The 18590-nt window shown below is 68.3% G+C and carries 23 protein-coding genes and 2 pseudogenes; 9 read left to right on the top strand and 16 right to left on the bottom strand.

The genetic code is table 11. The features are described 5' to 3' along the window. Window positions 1-34: 34 nt before the first annotated feature. Window positions 35-1291, bottom strand: a complete 1257-nt coding sequence (locus MKK63_RS00685) for a hypothetical protein (RefSeq protein ID WP_243997736.1) — start codon at window positions 1289-1291, stop codon at window positions 35-37. 407 nt (window positions 1292-1698) lie between these two features. Here MKK63_RS00685 and flgB point away from each other — a divergent pair, with 407 nt between their 5' ends. The 6 genes from flgB to flhB all read left to right on the top strand — a co-directional run bounded on the left by flgB (window position 1699) and on the right by flhB (window position 5159). Continuing rightward, window positions 1699-2100, top strand: coding sequence for a flagellar basal body rod protein FlgB (gene flgB / locus MKK63_RS00680; RefSeq protein ID WP_243997734.1), 402 nt, complete (start codon window positions 1699-1701; stop codon window positions 2098-2100). 40 nt (window positions 2101-2140) lie between these two features. After that, the gene (gene flgC, locus MKK63_RS00675; protein WP_243920366.1) at window positions 2141-2548 is read left to right on the top strand and encodes a flagellar basal body rod protein FlgC; all 408 of its coding nucleotides are present in this window, start codon (window positions 2141-2143) and stop codon (window positions 2546-2548) included. Window positions 2549-2567: 19 nt separating this feature from the next. Further along, entirely contained in the window at window positions 2568-2882 is a 315-nt protein-coding gene (fliE, locus tag MKK63_RS00670) for a flagellar hook-basal body complex protein FliE (RefSeq protein ID WP_243920365.1), read from the top strand. A 117-nt stretch (window positions 2883-2999) separates the two neighbouring features. Further along, window positions 3000-3266 carry a flagellar biosynthesis protein FliQ gene (fliQ, locus tag MKK63_RS00665; RefSeq protein ID WP_243997732.1) on the top strand — a complete coding sequence of 89 codons (267 nt, stop codon included), beginning with the start codon at window positions 3000-3002 and terminating at the stop codon, window positions 3264-3266. Between the two features lie 51 nt (window positions 3267-3317). Further along, a complete protein-coding gene (gene fliR, locus MKK63_RS00660) occupies window positions 3318-4079 on the top strand; it encodes a flagellar biosynthetic protein FliR (protein WP_243997730.1) in 762 nt (253 codons plus the stop codon). 12 nt (window positions 4080-4091) lie between these two features. After that, on the top strand, window positions 4092-5159 hold the full coding sequence (flhB, locus tag MKK63_RS00655; protein WP_243997728.1) for a flagellar biosynthesis protein FlhB: 1068 nt from the start codon (window positions 4092-4094) through the stop codon (window positions 5157-5159). On the opposite strand, the gene MKK63_RS00650 is transcribed toward flhB, so the two are convergent. Together MKK63_RS00650 and MKK63_RS00645 are read right to left on the bottom strand one after the other, a co-directional pair. Further along, on the bottom strand, window positions 5156-6448 hold the full coding sequence (locus tag MKK63_RS00650) for an MFS transporter (protein WP_243997725.1): 1293 nt from the start codon (window positions 6446-6448) through the stop codon (window positions 5156-5158). The genes flhB and MKK63_RS00650 overlap by 4 nt on opposite strands. Next, window positions 6448-7452, bottom strand: a complete 1005-nt coding sequence (locus MKK63_RS00645) for a helix-turn-helix domain-containing protein (protein WP_243997723.1) — start codon at window positions 7450-7452, stop codon at window positions 6448-6450. The genes MKK63_RS00650 and MKK63_RS00645 overlap by 1 nt, the downstream gene beginning before the upstream one ends. 621 nt (window positions 7453-8073) lie before the next feature. Here MKK63_RS00645 and cckA point away from each other — a divergent pair. Together cckA and recA are read left to right on the top strand one after the other, a co-directional pair. Continuing rightward, window positions 8074-10833 (top strand): cell cycle histidine kinase CckA, encoded by a 2760-nt coding sequence (cckA, locus tag MKK63_RS00640; RefSeq protein ID WP_243997721.1) that lies wholly within the window; start codon window positions 8074-8076, stop codon window positions 10831-10833. 307 nt (window positions 10834-11140) lie between these two features. Beyond that, complete coding sequence (recA, locus tag MKK63_RS00635; protein ID WP_409564460.1) at window positions 11141-12202, top strand: recombinase RecA; 1062 nt, start codon at window positions 11141-11143, stop codon at window positions 12200-12202. Between the two features lie 127 nt (window positions 12203-12329). On the opposite strand, the gene MKK63_RS00630 is transcribed toward recA, so the two are convergent. The 13 genes and pseudogenes from MKK63_RS00630 to tuf (MKK63_RS00570) form a co-directional block, all read right to left on the bottom strand. Continuing rightward, window positions 12330-12524 (bottom strand): hypothetical protein, encoded by a 195-nt coding sequence (locus MKK63_RS00630; protein ID WP_243997717.1) that lies wholly within the window; start codon window positions 12522-12524, stop codon window positions 12330-12332. A gap of 420 nt (window positions 12525-12944) precedes the next feature. Beyond that, window positions 12945-13211 carry a 30S ribosomal protein S17 gene (gene rpsQ / locus MKK63_RS00625; protein ID WP_243997715.1) on the bottom strand — a complete coding sequence of 89 codons (267 nt, stop codon included), beginning with the start codon at window positions 13209-13211 and terminating at the stop codon, window positions 12945-12947. A 21-nt stretch (window positions 13212-13232) separates the two neighbouring features. Further along, window positions 13233-13448, bottom strand: a complete 216-nt coding sequence (gene rpmC, locus MKK63_RS00620; RefSeq protein WP_243905825.1) for a 50S ribosomal protein L29 — start codon at window positions 13446-13448, stop codon at window positions 13233-13235. 12 nt (window positions 13449-13460) lie between these two features. Further along, a complete protein-coding gene (rplP, locus tag MKK63_RS00615; RefSeq protein ID WP_091719330.1) occupies window positions 13461-13874 on the bottom strand; it encodes a 50S ribosomal protein L16 in 414 nt (137 codons plus the stop codon). An 11-nt stretch (window positions 13875-13885) separates the two neighbouring features. Further along, complete coding sequence (gene rpsC / locus MKK63_RS00610; RefSeq protein ID WP_243997713.1) at window positions 13886-14626, bottom strand: 30S ribosomal protein S3; 741 nt, start codon at window positions 14624-14626, stop codon at window positions 13886-13888. Window positions 14627-14636: 10 nt separating this feature from the next. After that, a complete protein-coding gene (gene rplV / locus MKK63_RS00605) occupies window positions 14637-15023 on the bottom strand; it encodes a 50S ribosomal protein L22 (protein ID WP_243920340.1) in 387 nt (128 codons plus the stop codon). Window position 15024: 1 nt separating this feature from the next. After that, a complete protein-coding gene (gene rpsS / locus MKK63_RS00600) occupies window positions 15025-15303 on the bottom strand; it encodes a 30S ribosomal protein S19 (protein WP_192708807.1) in 279 nt (92 codons plus the stop codon). Between the two features lie 5 nt (window positions 15304-15308). Continuing rightward, a complete protein-coding gene (rplB, locus tag MKK63_RS00595; protein ID WP_243920338.1) occupies window positions 15309-16145 on the bottom strand; it encodes a 50S ribosomal protein L2 in 837 nt (278 codons plus the stop codon). Window positions 16146-16170: 25 nt separating this feature from the next. Next, window positions 16171-16467, bottom strand: a complete 297-nt coding sequence (locus tag MKK63_RS00590; protein WP_020094257.1) for a 50S ribosomal protein L23 — start codon at window positions 16465-16467, stop codon at window positions 16171-16173. Continuing rightward, a complete protein-coding gene (rplD, locus tag MKK63_RS00585) occupies window positions 16464-17084 on the bottom strand; it encodes a 50S ribosomal protein L4 (RefSeq protein WP_243997711.1) in 621 nt (206 codons plus the stop codon). The genes MKK63_RS00590 and rplD overlap by 4 nt, the downstream gene beginning before the upstream one ends. Then, window positions 17084-17809 carry a 50S ribosomal protein L3 gene (gene rplC, locus MKK63_RS00580; protein WP_243920336.1) on the bottom strand — a complete coding sequence of 242 codons (726 nt, stop codon included), beginning with the start codon at window positions 17807-17809 and terminating at the stop codon, window positions 17084-17086. Before rplC ends, rplD begins: the two co-directional genes overlap by 1 nt. Window positions 17810-17860: 51 nt before the next feature. Next, entirely contained in the window at window positions 17861-18169 is a 309-nt protein-coding gene (gene rpsJ, locus MKK63_RS00575; protein ID WP_043351245.1) for a 30S ribosomal protein S10, read from the bottom strand. Window positions 18170-18249: 80 nt separating this feature from the next. After that, window positions 18250-18450: pseudogene (gene tuf / locus MKK63_RS00570) on the bottom strand (elongation factor Tu); the annotation flags it as partial. Here tuf (MKK63_RS00570) and tuf (MKK63_RS00565) point away from each other — a divergent pair. Beyond that, window positions 18446-18590, top strand: a pseudogene (gene tuf / locus MKK63_RS00565) (elongation factor Tu); the annotation flags it as partial. The pseudogenes tuf (MKK63_RS00570) and tuf (MKK63_RS00565) overlap by 5 nt on opposite strands.

The raw sequence follows: 18590 nt of genomic DNA, 5'->3' as shown, positions 1-18590 counted from the left end.
GTGTGGTCGCGGCCGAAGGGTCGGACCGGACGGCTCAGCTCCGCTTGTCGAGCGGACGTCCCAACAGCCGGGCGAATTCAGCCTCGATCTCCTCCACGGAGAAGGGATTTCCCGACGTCTTCGCGTCGGGGCGTGGCGCGGGTAAGGACGGCTCGGGCGGAGGCGGAGGCCGGAACGTGGGCGGCGCCTTCGGCTCGGGCCGGGCTACGGCCGGCGCAGGAGAAGGGAGTGCAGGTGAAGGCGGCGCAGGAGGAGGGGGTGCGGGAGCCTGAACCACCGAGACCGACGGAGCTGCAGCCACAATGCTCGGCGGGGCGGGCTCGTCGACAGGCATGTCGACGGCCGGGGGCAGCACCGGTTCGGGCGGCGTCGCGGAGACCGGCGGAGTGGTCGCCATCGCGGCGGCCATCGGATCGACACCGTCGTCCGGGGCCGAGGCCGCGTTGAGCAGCGGGGCCGGGGTCACCGCCGACGAGGGACGCGACAAAGCCGCCTGAAGCTGCCGGGCCATGTCCGAGAGGATCGCCGGATCGACGCTCCGGCGCTCGGACGGAACTGCGAGGCTTGGCGCCGGCCGGGCCGTCTGATCCACGGCGGGCGCCGGATCGGAGGCGCGCTCCGAGGCCGGGCCGGGCCGCGGATCGACCAGCGGCGGCGCAGTCCGGCTCAGGACCCGGCGCGGAGCGACCGGCTCGCGAACCGGCGCACGCAGGGGTTCGGGGAGTTTCTGAGGAGGCGCAGGCACCAGCGGCGAGAGCGGTTCGGAGACGTCCTGCCCGGGCTCATCGCCGCCGAGCAGCGCTGGATCGAGCGGCAGACTCACGGTCGGCCCCGCCCCGGACCGCGGGATGGGCGAGGGCACGACCACGGGCATTTCGAAGCCCGGATCGAACAGCGGCTCGGCGCGCAGCCCGGACAACTCGGGCAGAGCGCGTGACGGCTCGGACAGGCGGCCGCCCTGGACCAGAGGATCCGACAGCGGTTCGTCGAGGGCGTCCGGCGCTGCGTCCGCCCTCAGGGACGCCTCCGTCAGGGGGCGCTGGCTGCGCTGGATGTTGCGCTCGACTACGACGTCGTTGGGCCCGCCCACGAGGAGCAGATGCTCGACATTGTCCCGACGCAGCAGGATCAGCTGGCGGGCGCGATCGAGCTCGTACACGTCGACGATGCCGAGCCGCGGCTGCCGCCCGCGGCCGCCGTTCCGCCCGGGCAGCGCCAGGGTCCGCCCCGTGAGCCGCCGCACCGTGAAGACGATCGCCGCCAGCGCCGTGAAGATGACGGCGAAAATCACGACATATTGAACGATGGGGGAGCCGTCAGAACCGAACACGGATTGCAGCCATCGCAAGGTTACGCACTCGCACGTTCCGGCCGCCGCTGGTCCGCGCCCGGCAAGGACGAGTCCATACCACGCCGGAGGGGCTGCAAGGCAAACGGCGTTAAGGGGTCGTTAACAGACCTTTTAAACCAACGCCATCAACACAATACGACGTGAATTGAAGCGCTCTGCCGCCGTATCGGCTTTGGAAGAACGGACTTCCCCGGGCCCGTCGCTGCGTCCCGACGCGTCGAATCCGGAATCCGGCGCGTCGACCGCAGCGGCATCGACCCTGGGTTTAACGCAGCGTTAACCATGCGCACGGCAGTTTTTGCCGAGCCCGCTCGTTCCGGCGCGGCGATGCCCGACCGGAGGCGACCTTGGCCCTCACCGACCTGCCCGTGCTCGGCATGCTGCGCACCCGGATGCAATGGGCCCAGGCACGCCAGGGACTGATCTCGGAAAACGTGGCCAACGCCGACATGCCGGGGTTCAAGCCCCGCGACCTCGTCGAGCCGCGCTTCGATCGGACGACCGGCGCTCTGGCCTCCGGCTCGACCAGCTTGGCCCTGACGAGCCCGGCCCATCTGGCGCCCGCGGGGCAGGGCGGCGGCGCTGAGGCCAAGCGCGCCAAAGGGTTCGAGATCCGCCCGAGCGGCAACGGGGTCAATCTCGAGGACGAGATGATGAAGGCCGGCGACAACCAATCGGATTATCAGCTCGCCGCCTCGCTCTACCAGCACAGCCTGACCACCCTGAAGATCGCCATCGGCAAGAGCTGACGTCGGCCGCCCAGACGCGGCGAGAGGAGGGCGTTGAGCCATGGAATTCAGCAAGTCGATGGCGGTGGCGGCGGCCGGCCTCAAGGCTCAGTCGGGCCGGATGCGGATTATCGCCGAGAACATCGCCAACGCCGATTCCGCGCCGCCCTCGGTGGGGGCGGAACCCTATCGGCGCAAGATTCCGAGCTTCACCAGCCATCTCGACGACGAGACCGGCGCCCGGCTCGTGGAGGCGGGCCGCGTCCGGCGCGACCCGTCCGCCTTCCGGACCAAGTTCGAGCCCGGCAACCCGGCGGCCAACGCACGGGGCGAGGTGCAGATGCCCAACGTCAATGCGCTGGTCGAGAACATGGACCTGCGCGAGGCCCAGCGCTCCTACGAGGCGAACCTCAACATGATCACCGCCACGCGCAAGATGCTGTCCCAGACGCTCGGCATCCTGAAGTGATCGGGCAGGAGCGATAGCGATGGCTTCGAGCAACTTCGCGGCGGGCGCCTACGCCGCCGTCCAGGGCATCGCCTCAGGCCGGCCCGTTCCCAAGGTACAGTCGACCGCCGAGACTGGAACCGACTTCATGCAGTTCCTCGGCAAGACGCTGGAGAACGTCGGCGATGCCGGGCGCCGGGCCGATGCCCAGGCGGTCTCTGCCGCGTCCGGCAAGGCCAACGTCGTGGATGTGGTCACTGCGGTCGCCGAGAGCGAGACCGCCCTCCAGACCATGGTCGCCGTGCGCGACCGCATGATCTCCGCCTACGAGGAGATCATGCGGATGCAGATCTGACGTGGGATCCCAAAGGGCTACGCCCTTTGGCGGCGTATCGGGGCGGAGCCCTGCACCCGCAAAAGGTCGACGACCTTTTGAAACCGTCACCTGTCCTCCTTCGGATCCGTCCTCATCATGACCGGACTTGCCATCCTCGATGTCGCCCGCGACGGCATCTTCGTGTTCCTGAAGATCGCCGGACCGCTGATGCTCGTCTCCCTCGCGGTGGGCCTCGCGGTCTCGCTGGTCCAGGCCCTGACCCAGATCCAGGAGCAGACCCTGATCTACGTGCCCAAGGTCGTGGCGGTGTTCGCCGTGCTGCTCCTGATGCTGCCCTTCATCGGCGACGCCATGGCGGGCTACATGACCCGCATCGCCGCCCGCATCGCGACGGGCGGATGAGATCTGTCCAGGCCACGACAGCGGCGCAATCCGCGTGTCAGGGGGGCGGCGATGAACCTCCTCCTGCCCGGGATTGCCTCGGCCTTCCTGATCACCTTCGCCCGCGTCGGCACGCTGATCATGCTGATGCCCGGGATCGGCGAACAGTCGGTCTCGCCGCGCCTGCGGCTGGCCTTCGCGGTGCTCACCACCCTGGTGCTGTTCCCGACCGTGCGCCCGCTGCTCGGCGGCACGGAGGGTCTCGCCGGGCCGCGGCTGATCGGGCTCCTGTTCGGGGAGACGATCGTGGGGCTGGTCCTCGGCCTCTCGGTGCGGATGGTGCTGGCGGCCCTCCAGACGGCCGGGACGATCATCGCGGCGCAGATCGGCCTGTCCTACGCGATGACCGTGGATCCGAGCCAGGGCGGCCAGCAGGTGGCGATCGGCAACTTCCTGTCGCTGCTGGGCATCACGCTGATCTTCACCACCGATCTGCACCACCTCGCCATCGAGGGCTTGGCGCGGAGCTACGACGTGCTGCCCCCGGACGGGGTCCCGGCCTTCTCGGACGCGCTCGCGCTGGCGACCCGGGCGCTCGCCCGCGGCTTCACCCTGGCGATGCAGATCTCCGGGCCGTTCATCGCGTTCGGGATCCTGTTCAATCTGGGCCTCGGCGTGCTGTCGCGCCTGATGCCGCAATTGCAGGTGTTCGCCTTGGCGGTCCCGGCCTCGGTACTGGCGGGCGTCGTGATCCTGATGGGCTGCCTCGGCGTGATGATGGGCGTCTTCCTGGACGATATGGGCCGATACCTCGCCGAATCGATCGGGCGCTGAGGTAGCCGCGGGATGGCCGAGGGCGCGGACGACGAAGACAAGACCGAGGAGCCGTCCCAACGGCGCCTGGATCAGGCGATCGAGCGCGGCGACGTCGCGACCAGCACCGAGATCAACACCTTCGCGATCCTGGGGGCCTTCACCCTCGCGCTGATGCTGGCGGCACCCAGCATCGCGCAGAACTTGCTGTACGGGCTTCGCGCCTACCTCGCCAACGCCCACACCCTGCCGGACGACGCCACCGCGATGCGGGCCGCGGCCGTGCGGGCGCTGTGGCTTTGGCTGCAGGCGGTGGCCATCCCGGTGGGCCTCGCCGTGGTCGCGGGGCTCGCCGCCGGGCTGCTCCAGCACCCGCTGGTGTTCACCGCCGAGACGCTGATGCCGAAATTCGAGCGGCTCTCGCCCATGGCCGGGATGAAGCGCCTGCTCGGCATCGAGGCGTGGTTCCAGTTCGGCAAGGGGCTGGCCAAGATCTGCACCGTCGGCGTGGTGGGCGGCGTGGTTCTGTGGAACGACCGCGACCGGCTGGAGGTGTTCGTCCAGCTCGACCCCGGTGCAGCCTTGCCGGCAATCCTCTCCTTGAGCTTGCGGCTGCTAGCCGGGATGCTGTGCGTGCATCTCGCGATCACCCTGGGCGACGCCCTCTACGCGCGGTTCCGCTGGCGCAAGCGCCACCGCATGTCGAAGGAAGAGATGAAGCAGGAGATGAAGGAGTCGGACGGCAACCCGGAGGTGAAGGGACGCATGCGACAGCTGCGTATGGCCCGGGTGCGGAAGCGGATGATGGCCGCCGTGCCGACCGCCACCGTGGTGGTGACCAACCCGACCCACTACGCGGTCGCCCTGCGCTACGAGACCGGCATGGCGGCGCCGATCTGCGTCGCCAAGGGCGTCGACTCGCTGGCGCTGCGCATCCGCGCGATGGCGGCCGAGCATGGCGTCGCGGTGATCGAGAACCCGCCGCTGGCCCGGGCGCTCCACGCCACCGTGGAGATCGATGGCGAGATCCCCGCCGAGCATTTCCGCGCGGTGGCCGAGGTGATCGGCTTCGTGTTGCGGTTGCGGAGGCGCGCGGCCTAAGGCCAAGCCCGTCGACGGCCAGCGAGCGGGCGTGCCGCCAAGGCGAGGGCGATCCCGATCAGGGAGGCCACGCCGAACACGGCCAGCATCGCCGTCCCGACCTGGGCCGGGCCGACCACGCGGTCGTTGATCACCCCGACGAGGGCCGGCCCCGCCCCGAAGGCGACGAGGGTCACCCCGGCCACGAAGGCGGCGCTCACACGGCCGCGGAGCGCCCGCGGCGTGAGGAGCTGGAGGCCCGCCAGGGCGGATGGGGAAGTGAAGCCCAGCACAGCCACGAGCCCTGCGAATGCCGCCAGCGACATCGCGCGGTCGGTCGTGAAGACCATCGCGGCCGTGCAGGCCGGTGCAGCCGCCAAGCCCAGGGCGAGCCCGTAGGAGGCGGCCCGCCGGGGCGCGAAGGCCCGCGCATGGTCGAGCCAACGCCCGCCCGCAAGGTGACCGACCGGCGCCGCGATGAGCACCACGAGGCCGAGCCGCAAGCCAGCCTCGGCCGGCGTCAGGCCGTGGACGCGCACATAGAACGTCGGCGCCCAGGCGGTCAGGGTCTGCCCGATCAGCACGGCCGCTGCGGCGGCGCCGAAATGCGGTCCGTAGGCCGCGCGATGGCGGACAACCCAGGCGAGGGCCGGCCGCCCCTCGCCCTGCGGCGCCGCGGGCGGCTCGACCACCCGCCGGAGACCGATCAGGAGCGCGATGTTCGGCAGGCAGGCGAGCAGGAAGAGCGCCTGCCAGGGATGGAGCGGTCCGTAGCCGGGGAGATTCAGGTCGTGCGCCGCCGTCAGCCCGGCCAGCACCGCTCCGCCCGCCAGCAGGGCGAGACTGCGGCCGAGACTGGCCCCCGCGGTCAGGAGCGCCACCGAACGCCCCAGTCTGCGCCGCGGCAGGCGATGAGCCATCAGCGACAACGCCGCGGGCGCGACCGCGGCCTGCCCGAGCCCCAGGAAGGCCCGGGCGGCAAGCAGAACCGCGAAACTCGTTGTGAGCCCGCAGGCGAGGGTGGCGGCGCTCCAGGCCAGAACGCTGGCCATCAGCAGGATCCTCCGGTGCCCGGCATCCGCGACGCCCCCGGCCCACGGCATGGCGGCCGCGTTGAGGAGGGCGAAGGCCGATCCCTGCAGGATACCGAGCTGCGCGTCCGAGAGGGCGAGGTCCAGCTTCAGCGGCTGCGCCACCAGGGTGATCAGGAAGCGGTCGCTGAACGCCAGCAGCTGCGTCGCCGCGAGCAGGATCACCATCTGCCGCTCCGACAGGCCGAGCGGCGCGGAACGACGTTCCAGGTCGGCCATCAATACAGTTCGCTCGTCCAGCGGACCATCACGGCGTCGGTCGGCCCATCTCCGGACCGGTCCTCTCGCGCGTCCCGCATGGCGGCGCGGTACCGGCCGGGGGGCATTCCGAAGGCGGCCCGAAACGCGCGGCTGAACCCGCTCTCGTCCGCGAAGCCGTGCGCGTGGGCGAGGGCCGAGACGGGCCGGCCGTCGTCGGAACGGCGCAGGGCGGCGCGCAGGCGTTCGAGCCGTCGTCTCTGGATGAAGCGGGCAATGCCACCCTCGTCGGCAAAGACCGCGTACAGGCTGCTCCGGGAGGCTCCGATCCCAGCCGCGATGGCCGAACTGTTCAGATTCGGGTCCGCCAAGTGCGCATCGATATAGGCTTCGGCCCGGATCCGACGCAGCGGCTGCGACGCCTCGGTCGAGAGGAGGCGGGCCAGCGGCGCGGCCGTCGCGACGCTCAAGCCGAGGCCAAGGAGTTCGGCCGCCGTGGCGGCTGCACGCTCCACCGCGACCGGGGGCAGATCGTCCGCCCGGCGGACCAGGGACGCGGTGAAGTCGGCCAGCAGTCCGGCAGCGGCCCCGGGCAGGACGATCCCGTGCACCGGTTCCAGATCGCTGACCGAGGCCTCGACCACCTCGCGGGCGAGCTGGACGGTGATCAGCCGGGCCCGTTCAACCCGCGTCCAGTGCGGTCGGCGCGTATCCACCACCATGATCTCGCCCGGCCGCAGGCGATGGCCGGCGCCGAGGGGGCCGCCGGTGAGATCGCCGGACAACAGGAGGTGCAGCGTGATGTGGTCGAAGCCGTCATGGCGCACGCGCCCGGGGCCCCGCATGTGCAGCAGGCCGCCGAGTTCCCGCTCGAACAGGATCATCCGCCGGAAACGCCGGATCCGAACCTCGGCGCGGAACGGCCCTTCGGCGGGCTCGACATCGGCGCCGATGCCGTAAAGGCGCCGGTAGCTCTCGAAGCCGGCGCCGTCCGTCCCCCGAGCCGCGAAGGAGAGAGTTTCCACGCGCGGAGTCAGGCGGCGACCGGTCCGGCAGCGCCACGTGATCGAGCCGGTTTGACGCGGCGGGCATACCCGCCGGGATTCAAACGGTTGGACGACTGTAGCCGCTTGGACATGGGTCTCGTCGGCATGAATGTCTCGAATATCAATTCGGACTGTAACGAAATGCGAGGTCCGAGCAGCCAGTCGATCACGCTTTCGTGATTAGGTCGCCAGCTTGTGCGTGCAGCGAAACGCGGCGTGCCTCGTCTGTCCGGCCGATCTACCCGACGCGCGAGGGCGAATACGGATGAGGCTCCTGGTCGAACGCAACGAACCCCGGCTCGGAGAAGTGCGCGTCGAGCCGTCCTCCTCCGAACTGGCCGGCGCCGCGACCGCGCCCTTGGATCTGTATCGTTTGACGATATCCGGCGTCGTGGCGCCACGCTCATCGGCGGCCGGACGAAGCCGCCGATCCCCGGATGGCATGCCGCCCGCGCGTGAAACCGCGCGAAAGCCACGCTTCGTCCACCTTTTTTCGCGAGGCTGAGCCGAGGCTTGGCGCGATGCGCGTGATGCTGCGCGGCCCTTGCCCTGATATGGCCGGCCGGCCTAACCGGGGGGAACGTTCTGGAAATGAAGCCGATGGCCGACGTGACTGGACCTCCGGCACCCGCCGCAGGCGCGCCGAATGCAGGATTGCCGGTCGCCGCCGCTCAGGGTGCGGGTTCGCAGCCGGCTGCGCCGCAGGCGACCGGCTCGATCGACCGCTCGGAGCAGCCGGGCCGGGTCGGGCTGCTGCTCGTGCTGGCGGGCCTGCTGGTCGGAGCCGCCATCGGCCTGTCCTTCGTGGCCAACGAGCAGGCCCAGTCGCTGATCGTGTGGCTGCTCGCCCTGCTCGCCATGGCGGGCGTGTTCTTCCTGTTCGCGCTGGCGATCGGTGCGCTTCAGCTCAGCGGCAGCGCCGCCCGGGACGATATCACCAAGGGCATCGTCGACGCCTCGCCGGACGGCGCGCTGGTGGTCGAGGATGGCGGCCGGCTGATCTACGCCAACGAGGCCTATCTGCGAATCGCCGGCGGCGACACCTTCTCGAACCTCGTGCCGGTGGAGCGCATTCTGGTCGGGCCGCCGGAGGTCTCCGAGGCGGTCTACCGTCTGTCGCAAGCCTCGCGCGACGCCCGGGCTCACACCGAAGAGGTGCGGATGTCGCCGCCGCTCGGCCCGATCGCCGGCGAGCGCAGCTTCGGATGGTACCGGGTCTCGGTCCGGCCCTTGGCCCGCGCGCGCCGCGCCGCCGCCCTCTGGACGGTCGCCGACATCACCGCCGAACGCGAGCGGCAGGAGAACGTTTTTCAGGAACTCCAGCACGCGATCGATTATCTCGACCACGCCCCGGCGGGCTTCCTGTCGATCGATCCGGCCGGCGCCATCGTGTACATGAACGCCACGCTGGCCGCTTGGCTCGGCTACGACCTCGCGAGCGTCGGCCCCGGCGGCCCGCACCTCACCGAGATCGCCCCCGAGGCCGACGTCCTCGTGCGCGCCGCCGGCATGCCCGGCGAGGTGCGCACCGACCGCTTCGACCTCGACCTGCGCCGCCGGAACGGCCACACCCTGCCGGTACGGCTCTACCACCGGATCGCCTTCGGCAAGGACGGCAAGCCCGGTTCCTCACGGACCTTCGTGATCAACCGCTCCGCCGGGGCCGAGACCGACGAGCCGCAGCGCGCTGCCGAGGTGCGCCTCGCCCGGTTCCTCAACAACTCGCCGATCGCCATCGCGACCCTCGACAGCACGGGGCGGATCGCCCGGGCCAACGCCTCCTTCACCCGGCTGTTCGGCACGGTGCCGCGGCAGGCCGAGGACGGCGCCATCGACGGCGACGGCACGCACCGGGCCGAGCCCAACGTCGGCGACTCCGTGACGGACCGCACCAGCCTCGAAGCCGGGCTCGCCCGGGCATCGCGCGGGATGACCGATCCCGAGCCGATCGAGGTTCAGCTGACCGGGCCCGGTGGCCGCTCCGCGCGGGTCTGGCTCAGCCCCGCCGACGGCGGCGATCCCGGGCAGCAGACCGACGAGGCCGAGCGCGTCATCCTGTACGCCCTCGACACGACGGCGCAGCGCCAGCTGGAGCAGCAGGTCGCCCAAGCCCAGAAGATGAACGCCGTGGGTCAGCTCGCAGGCGGCATCGCGCACGACTTCAACAACGTGCTGCAGGCGATCATCGGCTACTCGGACCTGCTGCTCGCGAGCCACCGGCCGACCGATCCGGCCTTCCAAGACATCATGCAGATCAAGCAGAACGCCAACCGGGCGGCGGGCCTCGTCCGCCAGCTCCTGGCGTTCTCTCGCCGCCAGACCCTGCGGCCGGAGGTGATGAGTGTCGGCGAGGCTCTGTCCGAACTCACGCTCCTGCTGAAGCGGCTGCTCGGCGAGCGTGTCGCCCTGGAGCTGAAGCACGGCCGCGAGGTCTGGCCGGTGAAGGCCGACGTCAACCAGTTCGAGCAGGTGATCGTGAACCTCGCGGTCAACGCCCGCGACGCAATGCCGGAGGGCGGCAAGCTGGTGATCCGCACCGAGAACGTCACTGATCCCGGTCCAGCAGCGGCGGCCGAAGGGCGGGGCGGGGCGCCTGCGGGCGACCACGTGCTGATCGAGGTCCGCGACACCGGCCAGGGCATCCCGCCCGAGTTGATGGAGAAGATCTTCGAACCGTTCTTCACCACCAAGGAAATCGGCAAGGGCACGGGCCTCGGGCTCTCGACGGTGTTCGGCATCGTCAAGCAGTCCGGCGGCACGATCGACGTGCAGTCGACGGTCGGGGAGGGCACTGCCTTCCGGATCTACCTGCCGCGCCACATCCCCGTGGCGGAACCCGAAGAGGTGCCGCACCCGGCCCCCGCACCGGCCCTGCCGCGGACGGACGCCGCACGGTTGCCTGGCTCGAAAGCCGAGGGAACGATCGAACCCGTGGGGCCGGCGACCGCGGCCGAGCGGACGCCACCGCGCCAGCCCGCCGCCGACCATACCGGCCAGGGTACGATTCTGCTGGTGGAGGACGAGGATCCGGTGCGCGCGGTCAACAGCCGGGCCCTCTCGGCCCGCGGCTATACGGTCCTGGAGGCGGCCTCGGGCCTCGAAGCGCTGGCGATCGTGCGCGAGAACGCCCAGCCGATCGACCTCGTGGTCTCCGACGTCGTCATGCCCGAGATGGATGGCCCGACCCTGCTGCGGGAAGTGCGCAAGCACCAGCCGGACCTGAAGGTGATCTTCGTCTCGGGCTACGCCGAGGACGCCTTCCGCAAGAACCTGCCGGAGGGCGAGACCTTCAACTTCCTGCCAAAACCCTTCAGCCTGAAGCAGCTCGTCGAAACCGTAAAAAAGACGATGGCGAGCTGAGGGGCGGGGGGCCTCCCACCCCTCAGGCATTGGCCCCAACAGCCTCACCCCGGCACGCCGGAGGTGAGGGACGGTCAGGCCATCGCGCCACCGCCGCCTCCCGCAGCGTGAAACGGACCAGCCACGCTTCCGCAACGCGTGCAACGCGGATTGACGGGAACAACGCCCTGTCGGAACGCCCATGAACCCTTGCCGCACGAGAACAAAACAGGTACACGAGACGGACGTTGACGCGCGTTGTGAACGGCGCTCAACCCCTTCATAAGGATCCCGCCAGATGGCCCAGCCCGCATTGAAAGTGGTCGACATGCCCCCCGCGGACAAGGACAAGTCCAAGGCCATTGACGCAGCCCTGGCCCAGATCGAGCGCGCCTTCGGCAAGGGCTCGATCATGCGGCTTGGCAAGAACGACAAGGTGCAGGAGGTCGAGACCATCTCCACCGGTTCGCTCGGCCTCGACATTGCCCTGGGTGTCGGCGGCCTGCCCCGCGGTCGGGTGATCGAGATCTACGGCCCCGAATCGTCCGGCAAGACGACGCTGGCGCTCCACACCATCGCGGAGGCCCAGAAGAAGGGCGGCGTCTGCGCCTTCGTGGATGCCGAGCATGCCCTGGACCCGGTCTATGCCCGCAAGCTCGGGGTCAATCTCGACGACCTGCTGATCTCACAGCCCGATACCGGAGAGCAGGCCCTGGAGATCACCGACACGCTGGTGCGCTCCGGCGCCATCGACGTTCTGGTGGTCGACTCGGTTGCCGCGCTGACCCCGCGGGCCGAGATCGAAGGCGAGATGGGCGAGAGCCAGCCCGGCCTCCAGGCCCGCCTGATGAGTCAGGCCCTTCGGAAGCTGACCGGCTCGATCTCGCGCTCGAACTGCATGGTCATCTTCATCAACCAGATCCGGATGAAGATCGGCGTGATGTACGGCAGCCCCGAGACCACCACGGGCGGCAACGCCCTGAAGTTCTACGCCTCGGTGCGCCTCGACATCCGCCGTATCTCGACCCTGAAGGATCGGGACGAGGCGATCGGCAATCAGGTCCGCGTCAAGGTGGTGAAGAACAAGGTCGCGCCGCCGTTCAAGCAGGTGGAATTCGACATCATGTTCGGCGAGGGCGTGTCGAAGGTCGGCGAGCTGATCGACCTCGGCGTGAAGGCCGGGATCGTCGAGAAGGCGGGCGCCTGGTTCTCGTACAACAGCCAGCGTCTCGGCCAGGGCCGCGAGAACTCGAAGGGCTTCCTGCGCGACAACCCGAAGATCGCCGCCGAAATCGAGGGCTCGATCCGGCAGAACTCGGGGCTCGTGGCGGAGAAGATTTTGGAGACCGCGACGCCGAGCGCGGACGATCTCGACGAGGGCGAGGCCTGATTGACGCTGCCGCAACCAGAGAGGATTGCGGCACATTCTCAACCAGACAAATAGGGCGGCCCCGGAGCATCTCCGGGGCCGTTTTGTCTTGGACCGTCGTGCGATCACCGACCGTCGAGAAGCTCTGTCAAAACCGCCCACCGCATGCCATCGGACGCTCAAAAGATCGATCGCGCGACCAATGCTTGATCAGATGCGCCTCGGTGCCACCGCAGGCACACAGGCCGACGATTTTCGAGACGTGACGGCCGGACTCGATGACGGGGCGTGGGGCGACATCGCGATAGACGTTAACCGGAAAACGAGCATCCGCCGCTTCCATCCATAGACCGTCGCCTCGCACACAAGATCGCCAGCACCTGAGCGCGGCGCCCGATTTCCGGGTTGCCCATCAGAAAAGGGGCGAAGCTATCTTCGATGGTACTCTCGACGTCCTCAGCAGCGGCGACGGACTTGGCGCAACGCCTCGGGTCGATCTCGACAAGCCTGAGGCGCAGCCAAACGCATGCTTTGAAGTACGCGACGGTTCAGAAGAACCACCCAATCCCATACCAGCGGCGGCGCGCTACGTGATCGGGGTGCAGCGCCCGCGCGTGCAACGGTCAGGAGCCAGTACGGCGCCTCCTAACGACGAAGCCCGGCGCGAGTCCGACCTATGCAGGTCGGCCTTGCCCGGGCGTTCGTCGATCCGAACCACAACGATCTGGCGGATGCGGTCACCCGAAGCCGCCAAGCCATCACATCAAGCGGCCTCGCCGGCCTCGGCCTGAACACCCGCTTCGCCCTCGACCAGCTTCCAGGTCTTGGTCTTCGAGAACGGACGGCACTCCTCGATGAACACCGTCTGCCCGACCTTGGCGACATTCGCCTCGTCATGCGCGTGGTAGTTCTTGGACCGGCGGACGGTCTTCTTCATCACCGGGTGCGTGAAGCGGCGCTCCACCTTCACCACGATGGTCTTCTCACCCTTGTCGCTGACGACGGTGCCCTGCAGGATGCGCTTCGGCATGGTTGTCTCCTAAAACCCGCCTCAGCCCTTGGCCTGCTGCAGCGTCTTGGAACGCTGCAGAGTCCGGACACGGGCGATGTCGCGACGGACCTCACGGACACGGGCGACGTTCTCGAGCTGGCCGGTGGCCCCCTGGAAGCGCAGGTTGAACTGCTCTTTCTTGAGGTTCAGCAACTCGTCATTCAACTGATCCGGCGACAACGCCTTGAGATCAGACACTCTCTGGGTCGACTTCACGATAGCCTCCGTTCAGTCGGCGATGCGTTGGACGACCCGCGTACGGATCGGGAGCTTCGCGGCGCCGAGGCGGAGCGCCTCCTTGGCGATGGCCTCGGCAACGCCGTCGACCTCGAACATGATCCGGCCGGGATGCACGCGGGCAGCCCAGTAATCCGGAGCACCCTTACCGGAGCCCATGCGGACTTCGGTCGGCTTCGAGGACACCGGCACGTCCGGGAACACCCGGATCCAGACGCGGCCCTGACGCTTCATCTCGCGGGTGATCGCGCGGCGGGCCGCCTCGATCTGGCGGGCGGTGACGCGCTCGGGCTCCACCGCCTTCAGACCGAACTGGCCGAAGTTCAGCTCGAAGCCGCCCTTGGCCGCACCGTGGATGCGGCCCTTGAACTGCTTACGGAAGCGAGTCTTTTTCGGTTGCAGCATGGCTTCCTACCTTACGCGTGCTCGCGACGTCCGCGCTCGCGGCCGCCCTCGCCATCGCGCTCACGGCGCCCGCTGGAACGGCCGCCCTCTTCCTGGGCCTTCTTGTCCTGGGCCATCGGGTCATGCTCAAGGATCTCGCCCTTGAACACCCAAACCTTGATGCCGCAAGTACCGTAGGTCGTGAACGCCGTGGCGGTGCCGTAATCGACGTCGGCGCGCAGCGTGTGCAGCGGGACGCGTCCCTCACGGTACCATTCCTGGCGGGCGATCTCGGCGCCGCCGAGACGGCCCGAGCAGTTGATCCGGATGCCCTCGGCGCCCAGACGCATGGCCGACTGAACGGCCCGCTTCATAGCGCGCCGGAAAGCGACACGGCGCTCGAGTTGCTGCGCGATCGAGTCGGCCACCAGGGTGGCGTCGATCTCGGGCTTGCGCACCTCGACGATGTTGATGGTCACGTCGGCCTTGGTCATGGTGCCGACGAGCTTGCGCAGCTTCTCGATATCCGCGCCCTTCTTGCCGATCACCACGCCCGGACGGCCCGAGTGGATGGTGACGCGGCACTTCCGGTGCGGACGCTCGATGACGATCTTGGAGACCGCCGCCTGCTTGAGCTGCTTCATGAGGGCGGCGCGGATCGCGACGTCCTCGTGCATGAGCTTCGCATAGTCGCCCTTGTTGGCGAACCAGCGGGAATCCCAGGTCCGGTTGATGCCGAGCCGAAGACCGATCGGGTTGACTTTCTGGCCCATCAGTTCCTCCTCAAGCCGCTTCGGCCTGGCGGACTTCACGAACCACGATGGTGAGGTTCGAGAAGGGCTTCAGGATACGCGCGCCGCGGCCGCGGGCGCGGGCGTGGAAGCGCTTGAGAACCAGCGCCTTGCCCACGAAGGCCTCGGAAACGACGAGATCGTCGACATCCAGATCGTGGTTATTCTCGGCGTTGGCAATGGCGCTCTCGAGGCACTTCTTGACCTCGGTCGAGATCCGCTTGCGCGAGAACTCGAGCTCGGCGAGGGCCGTGTCGACCTTCTTGCCGCGGATCATCTGCGCCACGAGGTTGAGCTTCTGCGGGCTGACGCGCAGCATGCGCGCGACGGCCTTCGCCTCGTTCTCGGGGAGCGCGCGGGGGGTGGCTTGCTTGCCCATCTCAGCGCCTCTTCGCCTTCTTGTCGGCCGCATGGCCCGGGAAGGTGCGGGTCGGCGAGAACTCGCCGAACTTGTGACCGACCATTTCCTCGGACACGTAGACCGGGATGTGCTTCTGCCCGTTGTGCACACCGAAGGTGAGCCCCACGAACTGCGGAAGGATCGTGGAGCGGCGGCTCCAGATCTTGATGACCTCGGAGCGCGAGGAACCCCGCGCCGCTTCGGCCTTCTTGAAGAGGTAGCCGTCGACGAACGGCCCCTTCCAGAGAGAGCGTGCCATAGCGATTACTTCTTGCGGTTGTGGCGGCTGGACAGGATGAACACGTCGGTCCGCTTGTTGGACCGCGTCTTCTTCCCCTTGGTGGGCACGCCCCAGGGCGTGACCGGGTTGCGGCCGCCCGAGGTACGACCCTCGCCGCCGCCGTGCGGATGGTCGACCGGGTTCATCGCCACGCCGCGAACGTGCGGGCGCTTGCCAAGCCAACGGTTGCGCCCGGCCTTGCCGAGCGAGATGTTCATGTGGTCCGGGTTCGAGACCGCACCGACGCTGGCAAAGCACTGACCATGGACGAGACGCTGCTCGCCCGAGTTCAGGCGGAGCGTTACGTAACCCTGGTCGCGGCCGACGATCTGCGCGTAGTTGCCAGCCGAGCGGGCGATCGCGCCGCCCTTGCCGATCTTCAGCTCGACGTTGTGGACGATCGTGCCCACCGGCATCGAACCGACCGGAGCGGCATTGCCTGGCTTGATGTCAACGCTCTCGCCGGCCACCACCTTGTCGCCCGGCTGAAGGCGCTGGGGAGCCAGGATGTAGCTCTGCTTCCCGTCGGGGAAGTTGATCAGCGCGATGAACGCCGTGCGGTTCGGATCATACTCGATCCGCTCCACGGTCGCGGACACGCCCAGCTGCTCGCGACGCTTGAAGTCCACATTGCGCAGGACGCGCTTGTGGCCGCCGCCGCGGAAGCGGACGGTGATGCGGCCAAGGTTGTTGCGGCCGCCGGAGGACGACTTGCCCTCCGTCAGCGCCTTCACCGGCTTGCCCTTGTAGAGCTCACGGCGGTCAACGAGTACGAGCTGGCGCAGGCTCGGCGTGACCGGTTTGAATGTCTTCAAGGCCATCGGCTTGGATCCCTAAAACCCGTCCTCAGAGCCCGGTCGTGACGTCGATCGAGTGGCCCTCGGCCAGGGTCACGATCGCCTTCTTCACGTCGGAGCGCTGTCCGCGGAGGCCGCGGAAAATCTTCTTCTTTCCCTTGGTGACAAGGGTGTTTACGGCCGTGACCTTCACGTCGAACAACTTCTCAACCGCCTCTTTAATCTGAGGCTTGGTCGCCTTGGGGGCGACGCGGAAGACAACCTTGTTCTGCTCGGTCAGGTTCGTCGCCTTCTCGGTGATCACCGGGGAGACAACGATGTCGTAGTGGCGCGGATCGGCACTCATTTGAAACGCTCCTCCAACGCGTCGACGGCAGCCTTCGTCAGGACGAGCGTGTCGCGGCGCAGGATGTCGTAGACGTTGATGCCCTGCACGGGCAGCACGTCGATCTGCGGGATGGCGCGGGCGGCCCGGCCGAAATTCACGTCGACCTCGGCACCGCCGATGATCAGCGCGTTGGAGAGGCCCATCTTGCCGAAACGCTCGATGAGACCCTTGGTCTTGTGATCCTCGATCTTGATGTCGTCGACGACAATCAGGGTCGAGGCCTTGGCTTTCGCCGAGAGGGCATGGCGCAGGGCCAGCGCACGGACCTTCTTGGGCAGATCGTGGCTGTGGTCGCGCACCACCGGACCGAAGGCCCGGCCGCCGCCGCGGAACTGCGGCGCCGAGGCCGCGCCGTGGCGGGCGTTACCGGTGCCCTTCTGCTTGTACAGCTTCTTGCGGGTCCGGTTCACGTCGGAGCGGTTCTGTACGGCGTGGGTGCCTGCGCGCCGCTTGGCGAGCTGCCAGCGAACCATGCGCTGGAGCAGGTCTGCCCGAGGCTCCAGCCCGAAGATCTCTTCGTTCAGCTCAACCGAGCCGGCGCCGGCGCCGTCGAGGGTTTTGATATCGAGCTTCATCACGCGGTCTCCTCAGCCGCAGCGGCTTCGGGAGCCGGGATGGGCGCGCCGTTCTCACGGAACTTGCCCGGCAGCGGAACATCGGCGGGGAGCTTGCGCTTCACCGCGTCGCGGATCTGGATCCAGCCGCCAGCGACGCCCGGCACCGCGCCCTCGACCAGAATCAGGCCGCGCTCGGGATCGGTACGCACGACGCGCAGGTTCTGGGTGGTGACCCGCTCAACACCAAGGTGACCCGGCATCTTCTTGTTCTTGAAGGTCTTGCCCGGATCCTGACGGCCACCGGTCGAACCGATCGAACGATGCGAGATCGACACGCCGTGGGTGGCGCGCAGACCGCCAAAGTTCCAGCGCTTGATACCGCCAGCGAAGCCCTTACCGGTGGTGGTGCCGGTAACATCCACGAACTGGCCGGGGATGAAGTGGTCCGCGGTGATTTCAGCGCCGACCGGGATCAGCGCGTCCTCGGACACGCGGAACTCGGCGAGCTTCTTCTTCGGCTCGACCTTGGCGACCGCGAAGCGGCCACGCTCTGCGGCCGAGACGTTTTTGACCTTGGCCTTGCCGACGCCGACCTGCAGCGCAACGTAGCCGTTCTTCTCGACGGTGCGGTGAGCAACCACCTGGCACTGATCGATCTTAAGCACTGTGACGGGGACATGCTCCCCCGCGTCCGTAAAGACGCGGGTCATGCCGACCTTCTGTGCGATGACGCCTGAGCGCATAGGTTCTCTCCCTCGCGCGATGAAACGGTAAGCTCTAAGTCCTCAGCGGACTCAGAGCTTGATCTCCACGTCCACGCCGGCGGCGAGGTCGAGCTTCATCAGCGCGTCCACGGTCTGCGGCGTCGGATCGACAATATCGAGCACCCGCTTATGCGTGCGCATCTCGAACTGCTCGCGCGACTTCTTGTCGATGTGCGGCGAGCGGTTAACGGTGAACTTCTCGATATGCGTCGGCAGCGGGATCGGACCCCGGATGGTCGCGCCGGTGCGCCGGGCCGTGGAGACGATCTCCTTGGTCGACGCATCGAGGATGCGGTGATCGAACGCCTTCAGGCGGATTCGGATGTTCTGACCGTTCATGTTCCTAGAACCTACAGAGGGACGGCGGGGTGTGCGGGGGCTTGACCCCGCCGCGCCCTGCTAAGGATGCTTGCTTGAGTTCAGTCGTTGATGGCGGCGACGACGCCGGCACCGACGGTGCGGCCGCCCTCGCGGATGGCGAAGCGCAGCTTCTCTTCCATGGCCACCGGCACGATCAGCACCACGTCCATGGTCACGTTATCGCCCGGCATCACCCTCTCGGTGCCCTCGGGACGCGTGCAGATCCCGGTGACGTCCGTCGTGCGGAAGTAGAACCGCGGCCAGGTCGTGTGCACGCCGGGTTCGGTGAAGCCGCACGCCAAGTTCAAGGCCGAGGCGTACATCCTGACCAAGGAGGAGGGTGGCCGTCACACGCCGTTCTTCACGAACTACCGGCCGCAGTTCTACTTCCGCACGACGG

The organism is Methylobacterium sp. J-088, assembly GCF_022829295.1.
Lineage (GTDB): Bacteria > Pseudomonadota > Alphaproteobacteria > Rhizobiales > Beijerinckiaceae > Methylobacterium.
The sequence above is the reverse complement of the archived record's forward strand: the minus strand, read 5'-3'. Positions and strand labels throughout refer to the sequence as shown.

Coding starts and splice junctions, on each gene's coding strand:
- flgC (WP_243920366.1), top strand. CDS start 2,141: ATGGAATTCAGCAAGTCGATGGCGGTGGCGGCGGCCGGCCTCAAGGCT.
- fliE (WP_243920365.1), top strand. CDS start 2,568: ATGGCTTCGAGCAACTTCGCGGCGGGCGCCTACGCCGCCGTCCAGGGC.
- fliQ (WP_243997732.1), top strand. CDS start 3,000: ATGACCGGACTTGCCATCCTCGATGTCGCCCGCGACGGCATCTTCGTG.
- fliR (WP_243997730.1), top strand. CDS start 3,318: ATGAACCTCCTCCTGCCCGGGATTGCCTCGGCCTTCCTGATCACCTTC.
- flhB (WP_243997728.1), top strand. CDS start 4,092: ATGGCCGAGGGCGCGGACGACGAAGACAAGACCGAGGAGCCGTCCCAA.
- MKK63_RS00650 (WP_243997725.1), bottom strand. CDS start 6,448: ATGGCCGACCTGGAACGTCGTTCCGCGCCGCTCGGCCTGTCGGAGCGG.
- cckA (WP_243997721.1), top strand. CDS start 8,074: ATGGCCGACGTGACTGGACCTCCGGCACCCGCCGCAGGCGCGCCGAAT.
- recA (WP_409564460.1), top strand. CDS start 11,141: ATGCCCCCCGCGGACAAGGACAAGTCCAAGGCCATTGACGCAGCCCTG.
- MKK63_RS00630 (WP_243997717.1), bottom strand. CDS start 12,524: ATGGAAGCGGCGGATGCTCGTTTTCCGGTTAACGTCTATCGCGATGTC.
- rpsQ (WP_243997715.1), bottom strand. CDS start 13,211: ATGCCGAAGCGCATCCTGCAGGGCACCGTCGTCAGCGACAAGGGTGAG.
- rplP (WP_091719330.1), bottom strand. CDS start 13,874: ATGCTGCAACCGAAAAAGACTCGCTTCCGTAAGCAGTTCAAGGGCCGC.
- rpsC (WP_243997713.1), bottom strand. CDS start 14,626: ATGGGCCAGAAAGTCAACCCGATCGGTCTTCGGCTCGGCATCAACCGG.
- rplV (WP_243920340.1), bottom strand. CDS start 15,023: ATGGGCAAGCAAGCCACCCCCCGCGCGCTCCCCGAGAACGAGGCGAAG.
- rpsS (WP_192708807.1), bottom strand. CDS start 15,303: ATGGCACGCTCTCTCTGGAAGGGGCCGTTCGTCGACGGCTACCTCTTC.
- rplB (WP_243920338.1), bottom strand. CDS start 16,145: ATGGCCTTGAAGACATTCAAACCGGTCACGCCGAGCCTGCGCCAGCTC.
- MKK63_RS00590 (WP_020094257.1), bottom strand. CDS start 16,467: ATGAGTGCCGATCCGCGCCACTACGACATCGTTGTCTCCCCGGTGATC.
- rplD (WP_243997711.1), bottom strand. CDS start 17,084: ATGAAGCTCGATATCAAAACCCTCGACGGCGCCGGCGCCGGCTCGGTT.
- rplC (WP_243920336.1), bottom strand. CDS start 17,809: ATGCGCTCAGGCGTCATCGCACAGAAGGTCGGCATGACCCGCGTCTTT.
- rpsJ (WP_043351245.1), bottom strand. CDS start 18,169: ATGAACGGTCAGAACATCCGAATCCGCCTGAAGGCGTTCGATCACCGC.